We start from the raw sequence: 23,717 nt of genomic DNA, 5'->3' as shown, positions 1-23,717 counted from the left end.
GCGTAGTGTCGACCACGACCGTACGCAAGGAGTGTGCCCATGTTCGAGAGATTCACCGACCGCGCCCGTCGGGTGGTCGTGCTCGCCCAGGAAGAGGCGCGCATGCTCAACCACAGCTACATCGGCACCGAGCACATCCTGCTCGGACTGATCCACGAGGGTGAGGGCGTCGCAGCCAAGGCACTGGAGTCCATGGACATCTCCCTGGGCGCCGTGCGAGAGAAGGTGCAGGAGGACATCGGCCAGGGCCAGCAGAACCCGCCCGGCCACATCCCCTTCACGCCGCGCGCCAAGAAGGTGCTCGAGCTGTCCCTGCGCGAGGCGCTGCAGCTCGGCCACAACTACATCGGCACCGAGCACATCCTGCTCGGCCTGATCCGCGAGGGCGAGGGCGTGGCCGCCCAGGTCCTCGTGCAGCTCGGCGCGGACCTGAACCGCGTCCGTCAGACGGTCATCCAGTTGCTCTCCGGCTACCAGGGCGGCGCCCAGGGCGGCAAGGAGACCGCGGGTGCCGGGGTGGGCCAGGGCGCGGAGGCCGGCCAGAACGCCGGCTCCGTGGTGCTGGACCAGTTCGGACGCAACCTCACCGCGGCCGCGCACGACGGCAAGCTGGATCCCGTCATCGGGCGTGCGGGTGAGATGGAGCGCGTCATGCAGGTGCTCTCCCGCCGCACCAAGAACAACCCCGTGCTCATCGGCGAGCCCGGCGTCGGCAAGACCGCCGTCGTCGAGGGCCTGGCCCAGGCGATCGACCGCGGCGACGTCCCGGAGACGCTCAGGGGCAAGCAGCTCTACTCGCTGGACCTCGGCTCCCTCGTGGCCGGCTCCCGCTATCGCGGCGACTTCGAGGAGCGCCTGAAGAAGGTGCTCAAGGAGATCCGCACCCGCGGGGACATCATCCTGTTCATCGACGAGATCCACACCCTCGTCGGGGCGGGCGCGGCCGAGGGCGCGATCGACGCCGCCAGCATCCTCAAGCCGATGCTGGCCCGGGGCGAGCTCCAGACCATCGGCGCCACCACGCTGGACGAGTACCGCAAGCACATCGAGAAGGACGCCGCGCTCGAGCGCCGCTTCCAGCCGATCCAGGTCGCCGAGCCGTCCGTCGAGGACGCCACGGAGATCCTGCGTGGCCTGCGGGACCGCTACGAGGCACACCACAAGGTCTCCATCACGGACGGTGCGCTCAAGGCCGCCGCCGGCCTGGCGGACCGCTACGTCTCCGACCGGCACCTGCCGGACAAGGCCATCGACCTGATCGACGAGGCCGGCGCGCGTCTGCGCATCCGTCGCATGACCGTGCCGCCGGAGATCAAGGCCTACGAGTCCCGCATCGCGGAGGCGCGCACCCAGAAGGAGGCCGCCATCGACGGCCAGGACTTCGAGGGCGCCGCCCGCCTGCGCGACCAGGAGCAGCAGCTCGAGGACGAGCGCCGCGAGAAGGAGCAGGCGTGGCGCACCGGTGCGGACGCCGACGTCGCCACGGTGGACGAGGACCTCATCGCCGAGGTGCTCTCCAAGTCCACCGGCATCCCGGTGTTCAAGCTCACCGAGGAGGAGACGGACCGCCTGCGCAACATGGAGGAGGAGCTCCACCGCCGCGTGATCGGCCAGGACGAGGCGATCAAGTCCCTGTCCCGCGCCATCCGCCGCACCCGCGCGGGCCTGAAGGACCCGAACCGCCCCTCGGGGTCGTTCATCTTCGCCGGCCCCACCGGCGTCGGCAAGACGGAGCTGGCCAAGTCCCTCGCGGAGTTCCTCTTCGGGGACGAGGACGCGCTCATCACGCTGGACATGTCCGAGTTCCAGGAGAAGCACACCGTCTCGCGTCTGTTCGGTGCCCCTCCCGGCTACGTGGGCTACGAGGAGGGCGGCCAGCTCACCGAGAAGGTCCGCCGCCGTCCGTTCTCCGTGGTGCTGTTCGACGAGGTGGAGAAGGCCCATCAGGACCTCTTCAACTCCCTGCTGCAGATCCTCGAGGACGGTCGCCTGACCGACTCGCAGGGCCGTGTGGTGGACTTCAAGAACACCGTGATCATCATGACCACGAACCTCGGCACCCGGGACATCTCCAAGGGCGTCATGACCGGCTTCCAGTCGGCCACGGACACCACCACCGGGTACGAGCGGATGAAGGGCAAGGTCAAGGAGGAGCTGCGCCAGCACTTCCGCCCCGAGTTCCTCAACCGTGTGGACGACGTGATCGTGTTCCCGCAGCTGCAGAAGCACGAGATCGTGCAGATCGTGGACCTGTTCATCTCCCGCCTCGGCAAGCGCCTGGCGGAGCAGGACCTGTCCATCGAGCTCACCCAGTCCGCCAAGGAACTGCTCGCGGACCGCGGCTACGATCCGGCCATGGGTGCCCGCCCGCTGCGCCGCACCATCCAGCAGATGGTGGAGGACCAGCTCTCGGAGAAGATCCTCTTCGGTGAGATCCCGGCCGGCTCCCTCATCACCGTGGACACCACGGGCGAGGGGGAGGGCGCCGAGCTGACGTTCACGTTCTCCGGCGGCCGGGAGGCCCTGGAGGGCGCGGACCTGGCCGAGCTCGAGTCCGGTGCCGGCGATCCGGTGGACGCCGCCCGCTCCGCGTGACCCGCGGGGCCTGATCCGAGACGCCGGACCGCGCGTCCGGTGCCCACGGCCCGCCGCCTCCTCCCCTCGGGGAGGAGGCGGCGGGCCGTCGTCGTGCCCCCGCGGGACGCCGGGGCCGAGGTCCGCGACACCGCCGTAGGCATCAAGGACGGCCTCTCGAAGGACCGCTGAACCGGACCGCCTCCCCGGAGGCACGAGAGGGGTTCCCTCGCGGCGGGATCGGTGCCAGCGTGGTCTGTGACCGCTCGACGGTGGTCCTGTCTCCGCTTCGACCCGGCGCTCGCCGGGACGGCCGCGGAGCAGCCCCGAGAAGAAGGAGGCCGCCCATGGGTATCGGTGACCTGAACAACCTCGCAAACCAGCACTCGGACAAGATCGACGAGGCCGTGGACAACGCTCAGGAGCAGCACGGTGACAAGCTCGGCGAGCACGCCGACACCGTGAACAAGGGTGTCGACGGCGCGCAGGAGAAGTTCCTGTCCGGGGACGAGGGCGAGCAGCAGGCCTGAGCCTGCCGTCGACGCCGCGGGAGCCCCCGCCCGGTCCGCCGGGACGGGGGCTCCCGTCTCTCCGGGGTCGGGATGTCCGTGCCTAGACTGGACCCCATGCCTGCCGACCGCCCCCTCACCCTCCGCTCGGCGCGGACCCAGGACGTCCCGGTCATCCAGGCGCTCGTGGAGCCACTGGCGCGGGAGCGCGTGCTGCTCCAGAAGGAGGCTGTGGCCTACTACGAGGCCATCCAGGAGTTCGTGGTCGCCGAGGAGGCGGACGGGACCCTGGCCGGCTTCGGCGCCCTCCACGTGATGTGGCAGGACATCGCCGAGGTCCGCACCCTCGCCGTCTCGGAGGCCCACCGGGGGGCCGGCGTCGGGCACCTGCTCATCGAGGAGCTGCTGGACCGTGCGCGGGCCGTGGGCGTCGAGCGGGTCTTCTGCCTGACCTTCGAGGTCGAGTTCTTCCGCCGGCACGGTTTCGAGGTGATGGCGGACCAGTCCGCCGTGGACCCGGAGGTCTATGCGGAACTGCTGCGCTCCACGGACGAGGGCGTCGCCGAGTTCCTGGACCTCGCCCGGGTCAAGCCGAACACGCTCGGCAACACGCGGATGATCCGCCGCCTCTGAGCCGCCGCACCGCGGGCCGCCCCGTACCCCGGCGAGGTCAGGCCGGGAAGGTGAGGCCGCCGTCGTCGTCCCGGGCCAGCAGCCCGTCCGACACGAGCCCAGCCACGCAGCGCGCCCACTGCGCGTCGTCGGGGCGGTGCGACCCGAGCCGCCCCCCGGTCACGACGACGGCGGGCACCTCCGCCTCGGCCACGCGCCCGTGCTCGCGGACGGCGGCCATCACGGCCCCGCGCACCTGACGGTCCGTGCCGGCCCAGGCCTGGCCGCGCGACACCTCCGCCGGCGGCGGGGAGCCCGCCGCGACCCACGCGCACGTCTCCGCCAGGGGGCAGCGGTCGCAGGCGGGGGAGCGGGCCGTGCAGACGAGGGCCCCGAGCTCCATGACGGCCGCGTTCCACGCGTTGGCGCGGGCAGGGTCCTCGGGCATCAGGTCCTGGGCGCGGCGCATCTCGGCGCGGGTCAGCGACCTGCCGGGCAGGGCCTCACCCGCGACCGCGCGCGCGATCACCCGGCGCACGTTGGTGTCCACGACGGTCTCGGGGATGCCGAACGCGAAGCTCGCGACCGCCGCGGCCGTGTACTCGCCGATGCCGGGCAGGGCGCGCAGGGCGGCGGGGTCGGCCGGCACCCGGCCGTCGTGGCGCTCGACGACGGCCCGGGCGGCCTCCTGGAGGCGCAGGGCCCGGCGCGGGTAGCCGAGCCGGTCCCAGGCCGTGAGCACGTCTGCGGTGGGGGCGACGGCCAGGTCCGCGGGGGTGGGCCAGCGCTCCAGCCACTCCCGCCAGCGGGGCAGCACCCTCACGACCGGTGTCTGCTGGAGCATGATCTCCGAGACGAGCACGCCCCACGGGGAGCAGTCCGGGCTGCGCCAGGGAAGGTCCCGGGCGTGGACGGCGAACCAGCCCAGCACCGCGTCGTGCAGGCGCGGCACGTCCACCGTGGGCGGGACGAGGGGGGCGGGCGCGGGCATGGCGTCCACTGTAGGGTGCGCCGCCGCCTACCCTGGATCGCATGCCGTCTCGTCCGACTTCCCCCGGGTCGAAGCCGTCCCCCGCCGTCTACCGCCGCCGGCGGCTCGTGGCCGCCCTGCTCGCCCTCGTGCTCCTGCTCCTGGTGGGGTGGGCCGTCGTGGCGCTCGTCCGCGCCGGGATCGGCGCCTTCTCCTCCGAGGACGCCGACCCCTCCGCCGCCCCGACGCCGGTGCACTCCCCGTCGCCCGCCCCGGCGACGGACGCCGAGTCCGGCTCCGCCTCGCCCACCGTGGCCCTCGAGGACGCGGCCGAGTGCCAGCCCTCGGACCTGCGGATCACCGCCTCCGCGGACCGGTCCGAGTACCAGCGGGGCGAGGAGGCCGAGCTGCGCCTGGGCATCACGAACCTCTCCTCGACCCCGTGCCGCACGGATGTGGGCACGGCCCGACAGGAGTTCAGGATCCGCACGGCCGAGGGCGACGACGTCTTCTCCACCCGCATCTGCCAGGCGGACCCCGCGGAGGCCCAGCGGGTGCTGTACCCGCACGAGGAGCTCACCGCCGTGTACCGCTGGTCCGGCCGTGCCTCGAGCCAGGACTGCGGCCGACTCGGCGCTCTCGCGGAGCCCGGACCCCATCTGCTGACGGTCAGCCTCGGCGACGTCACCTCCCGCCCCGTCGCGCTGAAGATCCTCGAGGAGCTCGCCCCGGGGGCCCAGGACGGCGGCTCCTCGGCCACCCCCTCCTCGGCCACCCCCTCCTCGAGCGGCAGCGCCTCCCCGTCGGCGTCCGCCTCAGCTCCGGCGTCGGCCTCAGCCTCGGCGTCCGCCTCAGCATCGGCGTCGGCTTCGCCGTCCGCGGCACCGGCCACGACCACCGACCCGTCGCCGTCGCCGTCCCGCTGAGCCGGGCGCGTCGTCAGCGGCCGGGGCCGACCTCCGGACGCGCGGCCGGGCCGCCGCCGGTCCACGTGGGGATCGTGGCGAGGGCCTCGCCGATCGAGCCGACCTCCGCCACCGTGAAGCCCGCCGGGACCTCCCCGAGCGGCTCGGGGGAGCGGGGGACCAGCGCGCGGGTGAAGCCCAGCCGCGCAGCCTCACGCACCCGTCGCCCGATGCCGGGCACGGGGCGCACCTCCCCGGCAAGCCCGAGCTCGCCGACCGCGATCATCCCCTGCGGGACGGGGGCCGAGAGCTTCGCCGAGGCCACGGCGACGGCCACGGCCAGGTCCGAGGCGGGCTCCGAGAGTCGCACGCCGCCCACGGTGGCCACGTAGCAGTCGTCCTGGGCGACGGCGAAACGGGCCCGGCGCTGGAGCACGGCCAGGAGCATGTTCACGCGCGCCGCGTCCACGCCGGAGACGGTGCGGCGCGGGCTGCCGCCGGCGGACGGGGTGAGCAGGGACTGCACCTCGGCCACGAGCGGGCGCCGGCCCTCGAGCGTCACCGTCACGCACGTGCCCTCGACCGGCTCCGAGACGCCCGAGAGGAACAGACCGGAGGGGTCGTCCAGGGACTCGATGCCGTCCTCCCGCAGGTCGAAGCAGCCGACCTCGTCCGTGGGCCCGAAGCGGTTCTTCACCGCACGCACCAGGCGCAGCCGTGAGTGGCGGTCCCCCTCGAACTGGCAGACCACGTCCACGAGGTGCTCGAGCAGCCGCGGGCCGGCGATGGTCCCGTCCTTCGTCACGTGGCCCACCAGGACCGTGGTGATCCCCTTCTCCTTGGCCGTGCGGATGAGGCTGGCCGCCACCTCGCGCACCTGGCTGACGCCCCCGGCGATCCCGTCCACCTCGGTGGACTGCAGGGTCTGCACGGAGTCCACGATCACCAGCTCCGGGTCCGTCCGCTCGATCTGCCCCAGCGCCCGACCCAGGTCCGTCTCCGCCGTCAGACGCAGGGTCTCCGCGATCGCCCCGATCCGGTCTGCGCGGGAGCGCACCTGCGCCGCCGACTCCTCGCCCGTCAGGTACAGCACCGAGCGCGGACCGCCGCCGCCCGCGCCGCGCGCCGTCTGGGCGGCCACGTCCAACAGCAGCGTGGACTTGCCGATGCCCGGCTCGCCGGCCAGCAGGATCACCGCGCCCGGCACGAGGCCGCCGCCGAGCACGCGGTCCAGCTCACGCACCCCCGTGGAGCGGAACGAGGCCAGCGTGGCGTCCACGTCCGCGATGCGCGGCGCGACCTCCGCGACCGTGGCCGCGCGCGTGCGACCGGTGGTCGACGTCAGCCCGATCTCCTCGACCGTGCCCCACGACTGGCACTCCCCGCAGCGGCCGACCCACTTCACGGTGGTCCAGCCGCACTCGGTGCAGCGGTATCCGGGGGCGCGCTTCGGGGCGGTCTTGGTGGCCATGCGCCCACTCTAGGAGCCGAGGCGGACGCGTTAACCGGCACCGCGCGCGGTCCGACGTCGGCCGCCGGGGCCGTGCGCCGCCGTCGGGCTCAGACGCGGGGCAGGTAGCCGCGCGCCTCGTCGTGCTCGGCGCCCGTGGCCTCGATGAGGTCCACCATCATGGGCCGCAGCAGCATCACGAGCGCCTCGCCGTGCACGGACCCGCCGCCCAGCTGGTGCGGGTCCAGCGCGGACGCGGACGCCCCCAGGGCGTCCCGCGCCACGGACAGCGAGCGATGGCGGCCCTCGGCCTGCGGCTCCACGAGGGAGCGGTGCAGGATCTCGACGGCGTCCGCGGCGTCGTCGAACCAGGCGGCCAGGCGCTCGCGGACGTCGTCGTCGAACACACCCTCGTCCAGGACCGAGACCACCCGCCGGGCCACGATCCGCAGGGAGCGCACCGCCAGGTCCGAGCGGTCCGCCGCGTTCACCGCGTCGTCCACGAAGGAGCGCGAGGAGCGGTGCAGCGGGTTGAAGAGGGTCTGCTCATGCGTGACGCGCAGCTCCTTGCGCAGCGCCTCCAGCGTGGTGTGCGTGCCGCGGCTGGCCACGAGCGCCATCCAGGCGGTGCGGGAGTCGTCCTCCCGCAGGGCCCGGGAGAGGTCGCGCAGCACCGTGGCGATCGAGTCGTAGAGCCCACCCAGCTGACGCACCGCGGGGCGGCGCACGTCCTGGGGCGAGAGGAACGTGACGAGCAGGGCCAGGACGCCGCCCACGATCGCGTCCTGGCTGCGGACGAACGGCCCTCCCGCGCCGATGGGCAGGAGGACCACGAGGACGGACTGCAGGGACATCTGCATCGTGAACGTGGCGCCGGAGTCCAGGAACCGGGCCACCATCACGGACACGAACAGGACCACCGAGGCCTGCCACAGGCCGCGGCCGAGCCCGACCATGAGCAGGTCCCCGATCAGGATGCCGACGGTGCAGCCGACGGCGACCTCGGCCACCTTGCGCAGCTTCGGCTCCCGTTGGAAGCCGAGGGCGATCAGCAGGGCGGTGGAGGCGAACAGGGGCTGCTGGTGGCCCAGGATGGTCTCCGCGAACCAATAGGCGCCCACCGCGCAGACCGCGACGAGGGCGGCCTGGCCCACGGAGGAGCGGACGCGGGACCAACCCGCACGGGCGCGCCGACGCAGGAAGCGGCCGAGGCGCTCCCCGCGGGTCTGGGGGTCGACCATCGGCACCGTGCCCGTGGCGGTGGCGAAGCGGTCCGTCATGCGGCCAGCCTAGTCCGACGCCGGGGAGCCCTCGCCGTGCGAGGCTCAACCAAGCATTGTGGTCCACGGCACAGATCATTCCTGCGAATGCCGCTCCCGTTCACCATCTGTTCACCCCGGCCGAGCACTCGATTCACCTCTGGACCGTACGGTCGGGTGCGGTGCAGAACCGGGCCAGCCGGACGCTCTGCCCTCACCGTCGTCATCCGATTGAAAGAGGCTCTTCGTGAAGGCTCACCGCTTCGGCCGCTCCGCCGCCCTCCTGTCCGTGGCCGCCATCGCCCTGACCGCCTGCTCCTCCGCGGACAGCGGCAACGGCGGCTCCGATGCCTCCGGCTCCGCCGGCGGCTCCGATGCCTCCGGCTCCGCCGGCGGCGAGCAGGGCACCACCTCCGAGGTCCAGGGCAACCTGGTCGGCGCCGGCGCCTCCTCGCAGGAGGCGGCCATGACCGCCTGGACCCAGGGTGTCACCGAGACCGCTCCGAACCTGACCGTGCAGTACTCCCCGGACGGCTCCGGTGCCGGTCGTGAGAAGTTCCTCGCCGGCGCCACCTCCTTCGCCGGCTCCGACGCCGCCCTCAAGGAGGAGGAGGCTGAGTCCGCCAAGGAGAACTGCGGCGACGAGGGTGCGTTCCACGTGCCGGCCTACATCTCCCCGATCGCCGTGGCCTACAACCTGCCGGGCGTCGATGAGGTCAAGATGGACGCCGAGACCATCGCCAAGGTGTTCTCCGGCGAGATCAAGAACTGGAACGACGAGGCCATCGCCGCGCAGAACGAGGGCGTCGAGCTGCCCGACACCCCGATCACCGTCGTGCACCGTTCCGACGACTCGGGCACCACCGAGAACTTCACCGCCTACCTCACCGAGGCCGCCGGCGATGCCTGGTCCTACGACGAGGTCGAGACCTGGCCGTCCGACATCACCGCCGAGTCCGCCCAGGGCACCAAGGGTGTCGTGGGCCTGGCCTCCCAGACCGAGGGCGCCATCACCTACGCCGACGCCTCCGCCGTGGGCGAGCTGGGCACCGTGTCCGTGAAGGTCGGCGAGGAGTACGTGAAGTACTCCGCCGAGGCCGCGGCCGCGACCGTCGAGAAGTCCGAGGCCAAGGAGGACGGCTCGATCGAGCTCGACCGCGCCACCGACGAGTCCGGCGTGTACCCCGTCGTGTTGGTCTCCTACCACATCTACTGCAACCAGTACGAGTCGCAGGAGACCGTGGACCAGGTCAAGGCCTTCGCCGAGTACGTCGTGTCCGAGGACGGTCAGAAGACCGCCGAGGAGTCCGCGGGCAACGCCCCGATCTCCGAGGACACCCGCAAGAAGGCCATGGAGCGCATCGAGGCCATCTCGGTCAAGGGCTGATGTCGCTTCTTGTCGGCTGACCCACCGCCGCTTCGGCCGCCGGGCCCCACGGGCCCGGCGGCTGAAGCCGCGTCAGGGCTCTCGTTCGTCGCGGCCCGTCCATCACCACGCACGTCGATCTGAGGGAAGGCACTGTGTCCTCAACCACCAACGAGGCGGCACCGAAGCCGTCCAGCCTGCGCGGCCCCCGCCGCGGAGCCGCCGGAGACAAGCTCCTCTCCGGCGGGGCCCTTGCGGCCGCCGTCCTGATCCTGCTCGTGCTCGCCTTCGTGGCGGTCTTCCTCCTGACGGAGGCATGGCCTGCCCTGCAGCCGGGTGCGGAGCTCGTGTCCGCGGACTCCTTCTTCCAGTACGTGTGGCCGCTCATGGCCGGCACCGTGATGGTGTCGATCATCGCTCTGCTCATCGCCACCCCGGTCGCGATCGGTGTCGCCCTGTTCATCTCGCACTATGCGCCCCCGCGCATCGCGCAGTCGGTGGGCTTCGTGATCGATCTGCTGGCCGCGATCCCCTCCGTGGTCTACGGCGTGTGGGGCTGGCTGACGCTCGCTCCGCTGATGGTGCCGATCTACGGCTGGCTCAACGAGAACCTGGGCTTCATCCCGTTCTTCGGCGGCTCGGCCACCACCACGGGCCGTACCCTGCTGACCTCGGGCGTCGTGCTGGCCGTGATGGTCCTGCCGATCATCACCGCGCTCTGCCGTGAGATCTTCACCCAGACCCCGAAGCTCCACGAGGAGGCCGCGCTCGGCCTCGGCGCCACGCGCTGGGAGATGATCAAGATGACCGTGTTCCCGTTCGCCCGGGCCGGCATCGTCTCCTCGATCATGCTCGGCCTCGGCCGCGCGCTCGGCGAGACCATGGCGGTCACCATGGTGCTCTCCGGCGGCGTCTTCTCCTGGTCGCTCGTGGAGTCCGGCAGGAACCAGACGATCCCGTCGGAGATCGCGCTCAACTTCCCCGAGGCGTTCAACATGCGCCTGCACGAGCTGATCGCTGCCGGTCTCATGCTCTTCATCATCACCCTGGCGGTGAACATGATCGCCCGCGCGATCGTGAACAAGCACAAGGAATTCTCGGGAGCCAACTGACATGAGCACTGTCTCGACTTCTCCCCGGGCCACCGAGGACAGCGTGACGCCGCGGCGTCACTCCCTGACCGAGGGTCAGAAGCCCGGCTGGACCTGGATGGCCGTCGCAGCTGCCGCGGCCGTCGTCGCCGCCGGCCTGACCGTGCTGCTCAGCGGCGCCTTCAACGTCGTCGGTTTCGTGATCATCGCCGCCATCCTCTACATCGCGGGGCTCTACGTGGCCACCCGCGTGATGGAGAACCGGCGCCGCGCCGCAGACGGCCTGTGCCGCAACCTCGTGTGGCTGGCGTTCCTCGTGGCCCTGGTGCCGCTGGTCTCCGTGCTGTGGTCGGTCCTCTCCGCCGGTCTGCCGACCCTGATCGCCAACCCGCAGATCATGGCGTACGACATGAAGGGCATCACCGGCATCGACGACTCGGCGTGGGTGGAGGACGGCAAGCCCGCCGGCGGGCTCGCGGGCGGTTTCGGCCACGCCCTGATCGGCACCGTCGTGATCACGATCATCGCGACCCTGATCTCCGTGCCGATCGGCATGCTCACCTCCATCTACCTGGTGGAGTACAGCCGCGGCGGCTGGTTCTCCCGCGCCATCGTGTTCTTCGTGGACGTCATGACCGGCATCCCCTCGATCGTGGCCGGCCTCTTCGCCTACGCCGCGATCACGTGGGTCCTGACCCTGGTCACCGGCAGCAAGTCCACCGCACTGCAGTCCGTGCAGATGGGTCTCACGGCCGCGATCGCGCTCTCGGTGCTCATGATCCCCGTGGTCGTCCGATCCACGGAGGAGATGCTCCGTGTGGTGCCCAACGAGCTGCGCGAGGGCGCCTACGCCCTCGGCGTGCGCAAGTGGCAGACCATCGCCAAGGTGGTCCTGCCCACCGCGATCTCCGGCATCGCCTCCGGCGTCACCCTGGCCATCGCCCGCGTGGCCGGCGAGACCGCGCCGATCCTCGTGACGGCCGGCTTCGCCACCAGCATCAACTGGAACCCGTTCGACAACTGGATGACCGCGCTGCCGGTGTACATCTACCGCCAGCTGGTCGCCCCGACCTCGCCCACGGCGGCGGACCCCTCGACCGCCCGCGCCTGGGCAGCCGCCCTGCTGCTCGTGACCATCGTCATGCTGCTCAACCTGGCGGCACGGTTCATCGCCAAGGCGTTCGCCCCCAAGAAGGGCCGATGAGGTCCGGCCGCCCGGAATCCCCCGGGCGGCCGGCCCCGACCCCGTCGCACCCCCCCAGAGACTTCCACGAAGGAACAGAACCACTCATGTCCAAGCGCATCCAGGCCATCGACGTCGATGTCTTCTACGGCAAGTTCAAGGCCGTCGAGGGCGTCAACATCGACATCGCCCCCCGCTCCGTCACCGCCTTCATCGGCCCCTCCGGCTGCGGCAAGACCACTTTCCTGCGCAGCATCAACCGCATGCACGAGGTGCTCCCCGGCGCCACCGTGGACGGCCAGCTCCTGCTCGACGGCGAGGACATCTACGGGCCCGGTGTGGACCCGGTCCGCGTCCGTTCCCAGATCGGCATGGTCTTCCAGCGCCCGAACCCGTTCCCCACGATGTCCATCCGGGACAACGTGCTGGCCGGCTACAAGCTCAACGGCACCCGCCTGAACAAGTCCCGTGCGGACGAGCTCGTGGAGAAGTCCCTGCGCGGCGCCAACCTGTGGAACGAGGTCAAGGACCGCCTCGACAAGCCCGGCTCCGGCCTCTCCGGCGGTCAGCAGCAGCGTCTGTGCATCGCCCGCTCCATCGCGGTGCAGCCCGACGTGATCCTCATGGACGAGCCCTGCTCCGCGCTCGACCCGATCTCCACCCTCGCCGTCGAGGACCTGATCAACGAGCTCAAGGAGGAGTACACGGTCATCATCGTCACGCACAACATGCAGCAGGCCGCGCGCGTGGCGGACAAGACCGCGTTCTTCAACATCCAGGGCGTCGGCAAGCCCGGCAAGCTGATCGAGTACGACGACACCAACGTCATCTTCAACAACCCCTCGAGCCAGCAGACCGAGGACTACGTCTCCGGCCGTTTCGGCTGAGCCGCCCCGCGCTCCGTCCCCGACCCCGTCCGGCCGCACGCCGGGCGGGGTCGCGGCGTCTGCGGGGCCGGGCGTCGTCGTCGGGCGCGGCCTCAGGCCAGCGGGAGGAGGGCCAGCGTGCCGAGGAGGCCGAGGAGGGCGCAGGCCACCGGCGTGAGCAGCCACCAGCCGACCACGCGCAGCACGGTGGGCCAGCGCACGGACGCGTAGGTCTGCGTCTGGCCGGCGCCCACGATGGCCGCCGTCGCCGTGTGGGTGGAGGACAGGGGCAGGTGGAACACCAGGGATCCGACGAACAGCAGGCCCGCGGGGATGACGGCGGCCACGGACGCCCGCAGGGGGTCGAGGCGCACGAGACGCTCGGTGAGGGTCCAGGCGATCCGCCAGGCGCCGCCCAGCGTGCCGAGCCCGACCGCGAGGGCGAACAGGAACGCGCCCCCCACGAACTCGGCCGTCAGGGCGTCCGGCGCCAGGACGGACCCGGACCCCACCAGCACGGCGGCCCACAGCACCCCCATGCGCTGACCGGCCTGCAGGCCGTGGCCCATGGCCATGGCGCTGGCGGAGATGCCCAACGCGACGCGGGCCCGGTGCTGGACGTTGACCGTGGTGCCGCGGGTGGCGAGCCGCGTGGCGGGCGCGGTGAGCAGGCGGGCGAGCGCCCACGCGATCAGGGGCGAGAGCAGCAGGCTGAGCAGCACCTCGGCGCGGACGAGGTCGAAGATGGTGTGGGCGACGTCGATGTGCAGGCTCAGGCGCACGGCGAGGTGGCTGCCCGCCAGCGCGGAGATCAGCGCGTGCGTGCTGGAGCCGGGCAGGCGCCGCCACCACAGCAGCAGACCCCACACGAGGGTCACCACGCAGGACACGCCCACGGCCAGGGGGCCGATCTCGCTGCGCACCGCGGGCGAGGTGAAGTAGTGCACGCTCAGCGTGATGAGCCCGATGCCCAGCAGCGCGCCCACGGTGTTGACCGCTCCGGTCAGGAGGAGGGCCCCGCGCGGGGTCAGCGCCCGGTACCGGACAGGCAGCGCCGCGGCGTTGGGGGCGTCGCGGAACCCCATCAGCGCGCCGACGGCGCACAGCAGCACGAGGACGACGGCGAGCCCCGCGGTCACGGCGCCTCCACCGGCTCAGGACTCACGGACGAGCACCATGCCCAGGTCCATGTTCACGCGGGAGAGGGCCTCGAGCGCCGCGTGCAGCGCCCAGGCGACCTCGCGCTGGCGGTTGTAGTCGCGCTGCAGCAGGTCCATGCCGAGGTCGGCGAGCCACTCGACCATGATCCGCTCCGTGCGGCGGGAGGCGCGCAGCAGCTGCATCCACGTGGCCTCCAGTGCGTCGAGGTCGCGCATCTCGGCGGCGCCGCGGGCGAGCAGCTCGGCCTGACGACCCACGGTCTCGAGGACGTCGAGGGCGTGCGTCGGCAGCTCCTCGAGGTCGGCCCGCTGGATCAGCACGCCCGCCGACACGACGCGCCGGGTGGTCGCGTGCACGCCGCTGGCCAGCCGGTAGAGGTCCTGACGGGGCAGCGGCGTCACGTAGGCGCTGCGCAGCGCGGTGAGGAAGGCCATGAGGGTGGCGCTCGAGGACGAGTCGAGCTCCTCGAGCTCACGGGCGGCACGGTCCGCCTCGGGTCCGCGGGTCCCCGCGACCTGGGCCACCAGATGCACGGACCGGTGCAGGGCCTCGGCGAGGTCCGCCATGTGGCGCAGCGCCGGGGTGTCGCGCGTGACGAGCCAGGGCATGCGGGGGGACATGGGCAGCGGTCGCTCTCTCGTCGACGGGTGGCGAAGGGGTCGACGACGACGCCGGACCGGGAACGCCTCTCGGCGGAAGGCCGCTCGCAGCGGCTATGTGTTGGAGCCCGGGGTTACCAGCGGCCCGGCGCCGTCCCCTTCAGTCTAGCGATCCGTCCCGAAACGCTCGACCCGCCGCCTCCAGGGCGTCGGCGGTGCTGACCAGGCGCGCGGCCCGGCGGGTGAGGGCGGCGGCGCGGTCCGGGGCGGCGGCCTCGGAGCCCTCGGCGTGCTCGACCTGGCCCAGGGCCACGACGCGGGCGTAGGCCGCGGCGCGCTCGAACGCGACGTCGATCTCGGAGCGGTAGGCGCCCGTGAGGATCGTGTCCGTGAGGCGGCGCAGCTCGGCCGGCCCCGGCGGCTCGACGGCCCCCGCCACGACGCGCGAGGCGTAGGCGGCGTGCCCGGCGCGGTACCAGGCGGCCCAGCGCTCGCCGTCGCGGGTCGTCGCCTCCTGGAGTGCGTACAGGCGCCACAGGGCGCCGGCGAGCGAGACGGGCGGGGCGTCCGCCCACAGCTCGGCGAGCGTCTCGACGCCGAGCTCGCGGACCAGCCCGACCAGCCGCTCGACGACGGCCGGGTCCTCCTCCGCGCGGCCGCCGGCCACGAGGGCGTGGGCCAGGCGCGAGGCCGCCGCGGCCACTTCCTGCGGGTCTTCGCCGCCGGCGAAGTGCGTGAGCTCCTGCGGCTCCGAGAGGCGGGGCCGGTGCGGGCGCAGCACGCCCGAGGCGCTCGAGCTGGCGCCGCGGCCGGCGGGCAGGCGGTGACGTGCCATGGGCGGGCTCCCTTCGAGGGCGCATCGGGGTGGGGATGTGGTCGCCGGAGGCGGCGGCCCCGTCCACGGTAGTGCCCCGGACGCCTGGGCTACCATCGGAGGGCACCCGCGAGGGTCGCCGTCGTCGGCCGCACGCCGTCGTCGTCGGCCGCGGGTGAGGGCCTTTAGCTCAGCTGGCAGAGCATCGGACTTTTAATCCGCCGGTCGCGGGTTCGATCCCCGCAGGGCCCACCGGAAAGCGGCCCCTGACCAGGCATGACGCCCGGTCAGGGGCCTCTCCCTAGGATGGAGCCATGAGCCCCACGCCCACACCAGTCACCGAGACGATCAGTTCCGGCCACAGCGTGGTGTGGTCGCGCCCGCCGGCGGAGCGCGCGGGCACGGACCTGGTGCTCGTGTTCCACGGCTACGGCTCCAACGAGGTCCGCGCGGCGCGCCGCCACTTCCCGATGCTCCCGGAGCGGTGCACCGGCCTGGCGGTGCGCGGCGGCTTCGAGATCGACGAGACGGCCTCCGAGGGCCCGGGCGACCCCGGCGCGCACGGCTGGTTCCTGCTCGACCTGCTGCTGCAGTCCGACTTCGCCCAGGTGCTCGCCGCCGCCCACCGCGTGTTCGACGTGCTCTCCGCCGAGGAGGTCGTGGCGGCCGGCTTCCGCACGGTCTCGGTGCTCGGCTTCTCCCAGGGCATGGCCATGGCGACGACGGTCCTGCGTCTGCGTCCCGAGGCGTTCACCTGCGGTGTGGGCCTGAGCGGCTTCGCCGTCGACAACGAGCTGCTGGCCATGCTCGACTCCCCGGCCGAGGGACCGGGCCCGCGCCCGTTCTTCTGGGGCCGGGACGCCGAGGACCCCGTGATCCATCCGGACGCCGTCGCCCACACCCGCGCGTGGGCCGAGGAGCACACCCGCCTGACCGTGCGCACCTACCCCGGGATCCTGCACGGGACCGGCCCCGACGAGGTCCGTGACGTGCGCATCTTCCTCGAGCATTCCCTGCGCGCGGCGACGCCCGGGTCCTGACCGCGGGGGTCGCGCGCCGATACTGTGGCGCGCATGGCAAAGAACTCGACGATCGGCCGGTACGCGTCCGGGAAGGTGAAGGACTTCGGGCTGAAGTCGGCACTCGATGAGAACGGCGAGCCCACGGAGGGCTTCGAGAAGGCCCTCTCCACGGTGTTGGCGGTCCAGCGCCCCCTGGTCCTGAAGAACATCCAGCGCATGGCGGCGAAGCACCCGGGGGAGAGCCCGGAGCGTCTCGCCGAGCGGCTCGGGCAGCAGTACCTGACCACCGTCACGGGGGCCGGTGCCGCCGTGGGCGGCACCGCGATCGTCCCGGGCATCGGCACCGTGGCCGCGCTCGGCCTGTCCGGTGCCGCGGTCGCCGGCTTCATGGAGGCCACCGCCCTCTACGCGCAGTCCCTCGCCGAGCTGCACGGCATCACCACGCAGGACCCGCAGCGCGCCCAGGCCCTCGTCATGGGCCTCATGCTCGGCGACGACGCCAAGGAGCTGCTCCGCGAGGCCGCCGCCAAGGCCGGCCGTCCCTACGACCCGCAGTCCAGCCTCAACGCGCTCGCGGGCACCGCATCGGGCACCGGCATCAGCGCGTTCGTGGTGGATCGCCTCAAGAGGACGTTCATGCGCAAGATGCGCCTGCGGCAGGGTGCCGGCTTCGTGGGCCGCGCCGTGCCGTTCGGCGTGGGCGCCGTGATCGGCGGCGTGGGCAACCGCGCCATGGGCAAGGCCGTGATGGAGAACGCCGCGGAGCTCTTCGGCCCCCTGCCGATGGTGATCCCCGGCGAGATCCGCGAGGGCGCCGCACAGGGGCGCGCCGATGGCACCAAGGACGACGGCGGCGTCTTCGGTGCGATCCGTCGCGCCCTGCCCGGCGGCAAGGACGAGAAGGACGACAGGCAGAAGAAGGGCAAGCCCGCCGCCTGACGGCCCCGCCCCCGCGCGTCCGTCGCCCCCGCCCCCGCGCTTTCGAACGTGAGAGAGGGCCTATCTCACGCTCGAAAGCGCCCATTCGCCCCATTTCACGTTCGAAAGTGCGGGGTAGGGGCGGCGGCTCAGAGGAACAGCGTGGCCACCCCGTGGATCGCCAGGCCCGCGAGCGCGCCGACGATCGAGCCGTTGATGCGGATGAACTGCAGGTCCTTGCCCACGAACAGCTCGAGGGTGCGCGCGGTCTGCTCGCCGTCCCAGCGGGCGACCGTCTCCTCGATCACCCCGGTGAGCGCCGGGCCGTAGGAGCTCAGCGCATACGCCGCGGCGCGGCGGGCGTGGCCGTCCACGCGGTCGCGCAGCTCGGGGTCCTCCTGCAGGCGGGCGCCGAGGTCGCGCAGGGCGGCCACGAGCGCGCGATGCAGGTCGGAGGACGGGTCCTCGAGCGCATCCAGGAGCGAGTCCCGCAGGGAGACCCAGGCCCGCCCGGCCCACGCGCGCAGCCGTTCGTCCGCGAACAGGTTCCGCTTGAACCGTTCCACCGAGGCGCGGGTGGCCGGCTCGTTCCGCATCTCGTCGGCGAGGCGGTCGAGCCAGTCGTCGACGGCGCGGCGGGCCTCGTGCTGCCGGTCGCGGCGGATGCCGGCGAGGTATTTGAGGGTCTCGGCGTGCAGTCGCTCGGCGAGGAGGCGGTCCACGAGGTCCGGGCTCCACTCGGGGGAGCGGCGGCGCACCGTCTCGACGAACAGCTCGGGGTGGGCGGCCACCCAGTCCCCGGTGTGGGCGACCACGAGGTCCACCACGCGCTCGTGGTGCCGGCCGGCCACCACGTCCTCCAGCACGCCCGCGAGCGTGGGGGACCAGTCCGGGGCCACCATGTGGCGTTCCATCAGCTGGCGCAGCAGCTCCTGGACGGCGTCGTCGTCAGCCGCGGCCATGGCGCCCCGGGCCGCCGTCGCGATCTCCCGGGCGGTGCGGGCCGCGTTCTCCTCACGGCGCAGCCAGCCGCCGGCGGCCTCGGCCACCTTCAATCCGTCGACCTTCTCGTGGGCGACCTCCGAGTCCAGGAAGTTCTCCTGCACGAACTCGGTCAGCGCGGCGCCGAGCTGGTCCTTCTTCCGCGGGATCAGGGCGGTATGCGGCACGGGCACCCCCATCGGGTGGCGGAACAGCGCCGTGACCGCGAACCAGTCCGCCAGCGCGCCGACCATGCCGCCCTCCGCGGCGGCGCGCACGTAGCCCCACACCGGGTGGGTGTCCTGCAACGGGAACGCGACCACGAACACCACGGCCAGCAGGATGAGCAGCCCCAGGGCGACGGCCTTCATGCGCCGCAGGCCCGCCGCGCGTTCGAGGGCGCCGGCGCTGAGCAGCTGCTGGGCGGGGTCGGGGGAGAGGGACACGGAAGGCTCCTGATCGCGCGCACCGAATGGTCCCCACCAGTTAACCAGCCGGGCACCCTGCGGTGACGTGGCCGGCACACGCGCTCCCTAGCCTGGCGGCGTGCCCGCCCTCGTGATCGCCCACCGCGGCGCCTCCGCCGCCTTCCCCGAGCACACCCGCGCCGCCATGCTCCACGCCCTCGCCGTGGGCGCGGACGGTCTCGAATGCGATGTCCAGCTCACGCGGGACCGCGAGGTCGTCTGCTGGCACGACCCCACCGTGGACCGCACCTCGGACGGGCGCGGCGCCGTCGCGGACCACACGCTGGATCGTCTGCGCGGTCTCGACGTCGTCTCGTGGCACGCCCGGCGTCCGGGGGCCGAGCCCGCCACGACGACGGCGCCGCCCGCCGCGTACGGCGGCGCGGGGGAGCAGGTGCTCACCCTGGCCGACCTCCTGGCGATCGCGACGGCCGCGGACCGGCCGCTGCGTCTGGCCGTGGAGCTCAAGCATCCCTCCCCGTTCGGGCATGAGCTCGAGGAGCGGGTGCTGCGGGAGCTGCTGCGGGCCGGCTGGGACCCGGAGACCGGCCGGGTGGGTCAGGTGCAGGTGTCCCTCATGAGCTTCCATCCGGACGCGCTGCGCCACGTGGCTCCGCTGGCCGGCACGGACCCCCTCTGCCCCCTGATGGACCTCATGCCGACGGAGCTGCCGACCCGGCTCGCGCGGGGGCCGCTGAGCCGGGCGGCGGTGCGTGCGGCGGCGCGTCAGTCGCTGGCGGGGTCCGAGGCGCTCGTCTGGCGCGGCCGAGCCGGGCTGGCGGGGCCCTCCGTGGCCTACGTGCGGGAGCACCTGGCGGACGTGAAGGCGTGGCTGGCGGCGGGGCGACGCCTGCGGGTGTGGACCGTCGACGAGCGCGAGGACGCCGAGTTCCTCCTCGCCCAGGGAGTGCAGGAGCTCACCACCAACCGTCCGGAGGACGTGCTGCGCTGGGTCCGCGAGCGGGCCGCCGCGCGTCGGGAGCGGGTGCCCACCGGGGCCTGAGGGCGCCGTGCCGCACGCGCAGACGCGGCCTGCGTTGCGTCCCCGCCCGCGCTTGTGGCTATAGTCACGTCCAGGAGCGTGCCCGAGGTCACACCCGACGGCGCGGTCCCCTCGCACCCGCGTCTCGGCTGAGACCTCTCCCGGAGGAGCCCCCATGGCCACCCGTCTGCGTCACCGACTCCTGTCCGCCGCCGCGCTCACCGCGGCCGGCGCCCTGCTCGTCACCGGCTGCGCCCAGAGCCAGCGCGACGGCGGCGGCTCCGGCGGCTCGGGCGGGGGCGACGCCGCCCAAGTGGACGGCTCGTTCATCTTCGCCGCCTCCTCCGACCCGAAGACCCTGGACCCGGCCTTCGCCTCCGACGGCGAGACCTTCCGGGTCTCCCGTCAGATCTTCGAGGGCCTCGTGGGCACGAAGCCGGGCACCGCGGACCCCGCGCCGCTGCTGGCCGAGTCCTGGGAGTCCTCGGAGGACGGCCTGACCCACACGTTCCAGCTGAAGGAGGGCGTGACCTTCCACGACGGCGAGCCGTTCAACGGGGAGGCCGTGTGCGCCAACTTCGACCGCTGGTACAACTTCACGGGCATCCAGCAGTCGGAGACCCTCTCGTACTACTACGGCAAGCTGTTCCGCGGCTTCGCGGACAAGCCCGAGGACGCCGTCTACAAGGAGTGCGAGGCCACCGGCGAGCACGAGGTGAAGATCACGCTGGCACAGCCGTTCGCGGGCTTCATCTCCTCCCTGTCCCTGCCGGCCTTCGCCATGCAGTCGCCGAAGGCGCTCGAGGAGTACAAGGCGGACGAGGTCGGCGGCACCGCCGAGTCGCCCCAGATGTCCGAGTACGCCCGGGCACACCCCACCGGCACCGGCCCCTACAAGTTCGAGTCCTGGAGCGTGGGCGAGGACGTCAAGCTCACCGCCAACGAGGACTACTGGGGCGAGGGCGGCGAGGTCACGGACATCACCTTCCGCGTGATCGACGACCCGGTGGCCCGCCGTCAGGCGCTCGAGGCCGGGGACATCGACGGCTACGACCTCGTGGCCCCCGCGGACACCGCGGCCCTGTCCGAGGCCGGCTTCAACGTGGTGGCCCGCGACCCGTTCACCATCCTCTACCTGGGCCTGAACCAGGAGAAGGAGGAGCTCCAGGACGTCAGGGTGCGCCAGGCGATCGCCCACGCGATCGACAAGGACGCCCTCATCGCGCAGACCCTCCCCGAGGGCACGGAGCCCGCCACCCAGTTCATCCCGAAGTCCGTGAACGGGTACAGCGAGGACGTCACCACGTACGAGCACGACCCCGCCAAGGCCAAGGCGCTGCTCGCCGAGGCCGGCTACCCGGACGGCTTCACGATCGACTTCAACTACCCCACCGGCGTCTCGCGCCCGTACATGCCGACCCCCGAGCAGGCGTTCTCCAACCTCTCGAGCCAGCTGGCCGAGGTGGGCATCACGGTGAACGCGAAGCCGGCCAAGTGGAGCCCGGACTACCTCGACCAGGTGCAGGGCACCTCGGACCACGGCATCCACCTGCTGGGCTGGACCGGCGACTACAACGACACGGACAACTTCGTGGGCGTGTTCTTCGGCCAGGAGAAGCCCGAGTTCGGCTTCACCGACGAGGAGCTGTTCTCCGCCCTCGAGGAGGCCCGCCAGATCCCGACGCTCGAGGAGCAGACGCCGAAGTACCAGGAGATCAACGAGCAGATCTCCGAGATCGTCCCGGCGGTCCCGCTCGCCCACCCGGCCCCGTCGCTGGCCTTCGACAAGCGCGTGGCCTCCTACCCGGCGAGCCCGGTCAACGACGAGGTCTTCAACGAGATCGACCTGACCGAGTGAGCCCGGCGGGCCGGGGACGACCCGCCCCACCGGCGACGACGGCGCCGCGCCCCGGCGCCGTCGTCGCCGGCCCGCCCGCCACCGCCCGTCCCTCGCACCGACCGGCCCGGCCCCCGCGCCGGCATGGAGGCCCCTCGTGCTCAGACTCATCGGCAAGCGCCTGCTGCTGCTGATCCCCACCCTGTTCGGACTGTCCGTCCTGCTGTTCGTGTGGGTCCGCAGCCTGCCCGGCGGCCCCGCCACCGCCCTGCTCGGCGACCGCGCCACCCCCGAGGCCGTGGCCCGGGTGAACGCGGCGTACGGCTTCGACAAGCCGCTGCTCGAGCAGTACGTCACCTACATGGGGCGGCTGCTGCGCGGCGACTTCGGCACCTCGATCATGACGAATCGGCCCGTGGTCGAGGAGTTCGCGGACCGTTTCCCGGCCACGCTGGAGCTCTCGATCTTCGCGATCGTGTTCGCGGTGGTCATCGGCATCCCGCTCGGCTACTGGGCCGCCCGCCATGTGGGCCGGTGGCAGGACGACGTCGCCGTCGTGCTGTCCCTGATCGGCGTGGTGGTGCCCGTGTTCTTCCTGGCGTTCATCCTCAAGTGGGTGTTCGCGGTGAAGCTGGGCTGGCTGCCCACCGACGGCCGACAGGACCCGCGGATCGACGCCACCCACTACACGAACTTCTACGTGTGGGACGGCATCATCACCGCCGAGTGGGACGCGGCCCTGAACGCGCTGACCCACCTGGTGCTGCCCGGCATCGCGCTGGGCACCATCCCGCTGGCGATCATCGCGCGCATCACCCGCGCCTCCGTGCTGGACGTGCAGGACGCGGACTTCGTGCGCACAGCCCGCGCCAAGGGCCTGGCCCCGCGCCTGATCCGGGACCGGTTCATCATGCGCAACGCCCTGCTGCCGGTGAGCACCACGCTCGGCCTGCAGCTGGGCCTGCTGATCTCCGGGGCGGTGCTCACCGAGACGGTGTTCGCGTTCAACGGGATCGGCCGGTTCCTCGCGCAGGCGATCTTCCAGCTCGACTTCCCGGTGCTGCAGGGCTTCATCATCTTCATCGCCCTGCTCTACTCGCTGATCAACCTGGTCGTGGACGTCTCCTACGGCCTCATCGACCCGAGGGTGCGTGTCTCATGAGCGTGAACCTGCCCCCCAGCCCCGGCGGCGGACCCACCGAGCACGCCGTCGAGCACGCGCTGGCGCCCGTCGAGGCCGGGGCGACCCAGGCGACCACCGAGGCCGCCGCGGACACCCGCGGCACCTCCGTGTGGGGCGCCGCGTTCCAGCGGCTGCGCCGCAACCCGGCGGCGATCGCCGGCGCCGTGATCGTGCTGCTCTTCGTGCTCGTGGCCGTCCTCGCCCCGGTGCTGGCCCCGTACGCGGGCACGGCCACACCCGGCATGCGCGAGATCCGCCCCACCCACGTGCCCGGCCCCGGCGAGGTGGCCGGCTACCCGCTGGGCCTGGACCGCTTCGGCGGGGACGTGCTCTCCAAGCTGATCTGGGGCGCGCAGGCCTCGCTGCTCATCGGCGTCGTCTCGACGGCGTTCGGCCTGGCCGGCGGCATGCTGCTCGGCCTGCTGGCCGGCACGTTCGGCGGCTGGGTGGACTCCGTCGTGATGCGCGTCGTGGACATCCTGCTCTCGGTGCCCAACCTGCTGCTGGCGGTGTCCATCGCGGCGATCCTCGGACAGACCCCGTTCGCGGTGATGATCGCGATCGGGGTGGCGCAGGTGCCCGTGTTCGCGCGGCTGCTGCGGTCCTCGATGCTCACGCAGAAGGGGTCGGACTACGTGCTCGCGGCGCAGACCCTCGGCCTCTCGCGCGGACGGATCACGATGTCCCACGTGCTGCCGAACTCGCTGGGCCCCGTGATCGTGCAGGCCACGCTCACCCTGGCCACGGCCGTGATCGACGCGGCCGCCCTGTCCTTCCTCGGCCTCGGCGGCGGCCGCCCCGAGACCGCCGAGTGGGGCCGCATGCTCACCTACGCGCAGGCCGAGCTGGGCATCAACCCGTGGCTCGCGTTCCTGCCCGGCCTGTGCATCGCCATCACCGCGCTCGGCTTCACCCTGCTGGGCGAGTCCCTGCGCGAGGCCCTCGACCCGACCTCCCGGAGGCGCTGA

21 protein-coding genes and 1 tRNA gene are annotated in these 23,717 nt (G+C 72.5%); 15 read left to right on the top strand and 7 right to left on the bottom strand.

The annotated features are described in order from the left end of the window. Window positions 1-39 precede the first annotated feature (39 nt). The 3 genes from NR073_RS06455 (at window position 40) to NR073_RS06445 (ending at window position 3,716) form a co-directional block, all read left to right on the top strand. Window positions 40-2,595, top strand: a complete 2,556-nt coding sequence (locus NR073_RS06455) for an ATP-dependent Clp protease ATP-binding subunit (RefSeq protein WP_036336788.1) — start codon at window positions 40-42, stop codon at window positions 2,593-2,595. A 326-nt stretch (window positions 2,596-2,921) separates the two neighbouring features. Next, a complete protein-coding gene (locus NR073_RS06450) occupies window positions 2,922-3,104 on the top strand; it encodes an Rv0909 family putative TA system antitoxin (protein WP_036339128.1) in 183 nt (60 codons plus the stop codon). A 96-nt stretch (window positions 3,105-3,200) separates the two neighbouring features. Next, window positions 3,201-3,716 (top strand): amino-acid N-acetyltransferase, encoded by a 516-nt coding sequence (locus NR073_RS06445; protein ID WP_036314832.1) that lies wholly within the window; start codon window positions 3,201-3,203, stop codon window positions 3,714-3,716. Between the two features lie 37 nt (window positions 3,717-3,753). Here the strand turns inward: NR073_RS06445 and NR073_RS06440 are convergent, their stop codons facing one another. Next, complete coding sequence (locus NR073_RS06440) at window positions 3,754-4,686, bottom strand: A/G-specific adenine glycosylase (RefSeq protein ID WP_169577770.1); 933 nt, start codon at window positions 4,684-4,686, stop codon at window positions 3,754-3,756. 41 nt (window positions 4,687-4,727) lie between these two features. Here NR073_RS06440 and NR073_RS06435 point away from each other — a divergent pair, with 41 nt between their 5' ends. After that, on the top strand, window positions 4,728-5,591 hold the full coding sequence (locus tag NR073_RS06435) for a hypothetical protein (RefSeq protein WP_036339123.1): 864 nt from the start codon (window positions 4,728-4,730) through the stop codon (window positions 5,589-5,591). A gap of 13 nt (window positions 5,592-5,604) precedes the next feature. Here the strand turns inward: NR073_RS06435 and radA are convergent, their stop codons facing one another. Both radA and NR073_RS06425 read right to left on the bottom strand, forming a co-directional pair. After that, window positions 5,605-7,041, bottom strand: coding sequence for a DNA repair protein RadA (gene radA / locus NR073_RS06430; RefSeq protein WP_230282497.1), 1,437 nt, complete (start codon window positions 7,039-7,041; stop codon window positions 5,605-5,607). 89 nt (window positions 7,042-7,130) lie between these two features. Then, window positions 7,131-8,300: an aromatic acid exporter family protein gene (locus NR073_RS06425; RefSeq protein ID WP_256748683.1), complete on the bottom strand. Its 1,170-nt coding sequence runs from the start codon at window positions 8,298-8,300 to the stop codon at window positions 7,131-7,133. Window positions 8,301-8,526: 226 nt separating this feature from the next. Between NR073_RS06425 and pstS the strand changes: the two genes are divergently transcribed. The 4 genes from pstS (at window position 8,527) to pstB (ending at window position 12,806) form a co-directional block, all read left to right on the top strand. Beyond that, window positions 8,527-9,666: a phosphate ABC transporter substrate-binding protein PstS gene (gene pstS, locus NR073_RS06420; protein WP_063189973.1), complete on the top strand. Its 1,140-nt coding sequence runs from the start codon at window positions 8,527-8,529 to the stop codon at window positions 9,664-9,666. A gap of 134 nt (window positions 9,667-9,800) precedes the next feature. Next, window positions 9,801-10,757 (top strand): phosphate ABC transporter permease subunit PstC, encoded by a 957-nt coding sequence (pstC, locus tag NR073_RS06415; protein WP_044658633.1) that lies wholly within the window; start codon window positions 9,801-9,803, stop codon window positions 10,755-10,757. Window position 10,758: 1 nt separating this feature from the next. Next, a complete protein-coding gene (gene pstA, locus NR073_RS06410; protein ID WP_036384203.1) occupies window positions 10,759-11,940 on the top strand; it encodes a phosphate ABC transporter permease PstA in 1,182 nt (393 codons plus the stop codon). A gap of 86 nt (window positions 11,941-12,026) precedes the next feature. Then, window positions 12,027-12,806, top strand: coding sequence for a phosphate ABC transporter ATP-binding protein PstB (pstB, locus tag NR073_RS06405; protein WP_036384205.1), 780 nt, complete (start codon window positions 12,027-12,029; stop codon window positions 12,804-12,806). A 92-nt stretch (window positions 12,807-12,898) separates the two neighbouring features. On the opposite strand, the gene NR073_RS06400 is transcribed toward pstB, so the two are convergent. From NR073_RS06400 to NR073_RS06390, 3 genes are all read right to left on the bottom strand, one after another. Next, the gene (locus NR073_RS06400; RefSeq protein WP_036384207.1) at window positions 12,899-13,924 is read right to left on the bottom strand and encodes an inorganic phosphate transporter; all 1,026 of its coding nucleotides are present in this window, start codon (window positions 13,922-13,924) and stop codon (window positions 12,899-12,901) included. Between the two features lie 15 nt (window positions 13,925-13,939). After that, window positions 13,940-14,566, bottom strand: a complete 627-nt coding sequence (locus NR073_RS06395) for a hypothetical protein (protein ID WP_036314859.1) — start codon at window positions 14,564-14,566, stop codon at window positions 13,940-13,942. A 139-nt stretch (window positions 14,567-14,705) separates the two neighbouring features. Then, window positions 14,706-15,380 (bottom strand): hypothetical protein, encoded by a 675-nt coding sequence (locus NR073_RS06390; RefSeq protein ID WP_002856103.1) that lies wholly within the window; start codon window positions 15,378-15,380, stop codon window positions 14,706-14,708. Window positions 15,381-15,538: 158 nt separating this feature from the next. On the opposite strand from NR073_RS06390, the gene NR073_RS06385 reads away from it, so the two are divergent. The 3 genes from NR073_RS06385 to NR073_RS06375 all read left to right on the top strand — a co-directional run bounded on the left by NR073_RS06385 (window position 15,539) and on the right by NR073_RS06375 (window position 17,320). Beyond that, window positions 15,539-15,611, top strand: a tRNA-Lys gene (locus tag NR073_RS06385). 62 nt (window positions 15,612-15,673) lie between these two features. Then, complete coding sequence (locus NR073_RS06380) at window positions 15,674-16,399, top strand: alpha/beta hydrolase (protein ID WP_010079631.1); 726 nt, start codon at window positions 15,674-15,676, stop codon at window positions 16,397-16,399. A 33-nt stretch (window positions 16,400-16,432) separates the two neighbouring features. Further along, complete coding sequence (locus tag NR073_RS06375; RefSeq protein ID WP_041103594.1) at window positions 16,433-17,320, top strand: hypothetical protein; 888 nt, start codon at window positions 16,433-16,435, stop codon at window positions 17,318-17,320. A 128-nt stretch (window positions 17,321-17,448) separates the two neighbouring features. On the opposite strand, the gene NR073_RS06370 is transcribed toward NR073_RS06375, so the two are convergent. Beyond that, on the bottom strand, window positions 17,449-18,726 hold the full coding sequence (locus NR073_RS06370) for a DUF445 domain-containing protein (protein ID WP_041103595.1): 1,278 nt from the start codon (window positions 18,724-18,726) through the stop codon (window positions 17,449-17,451). Window positions 18,727-18,826: 100 nt separating this feature from the next. Here NR073_RS06370 and NR073_RS06365 point away from each other — a divergent pair, with 100 nt between their 5' ends. From NR073_RS06365 to NR073_RS06350, 4 genes are all read left to right on the top strand, one after another. After that, window positions 18,827-19,750: a glycerophosphodiester phosphodiesterase gene (locus NR073_RS06365; protein WP_041103596.1), complete on the top strand. Its 924-nt coding sequence runs from the start codon at window positions 18,827-18,829 to the stop codon at window positions 19,748-19,750. Between the two features lie 154 nt (window positions 19,751-19,904). Continuing rightward, window positions 19,905-21,587: an ABC transporter substrate-binding protein gene (locus NR073_RS06360; RefSeq protein ID WP_041103597.1), complete on the top strand. Its 1,683-nt coding sequence runs from the start codon at window positions 19,905-19,907 to the stop codon at window positions 21,585-21,587. 136 nt (window positions 21,588-21,723) lie between these two features. Continuing rightward, a complete protein-coding gene (locus NR073_RS06355) occupies window positions 21,724-22,728 on the top strand; it encodes an ABC transporter permease (RefSeq protein WP_036341532.1) in 1,005 nt (334 codons plus the stop codon). Beyond that, a complete protein-coding gene (locus NR073_RS06350; protein ID WP_036341535.1) occupies window positions 22,725-23,717 on the top strand; it encodes an ABC transporter permease in 993 nt (330 codons plus the stop codon). Before NR073_RS06355 ends, NR073_RS06350 begins: the two co-directional genes overlap by 4 nt.

Origin of the sequence: Micrococcus sp. Mcc28, from assembly GCF_024519775.1 — a bacterium.
Taxonomy (GTDB): Bacteria; Actinomycetota; Actinomycetes; order Actinomycetales; family Micrococcaceae; genus Micrococcus; species Micrococcus luteus.
The sequence above is the reverse complement of the archived record's forward strand: the minus strand, read 5'-3'. Positions and strand labels throughout refer to the sequence as shown.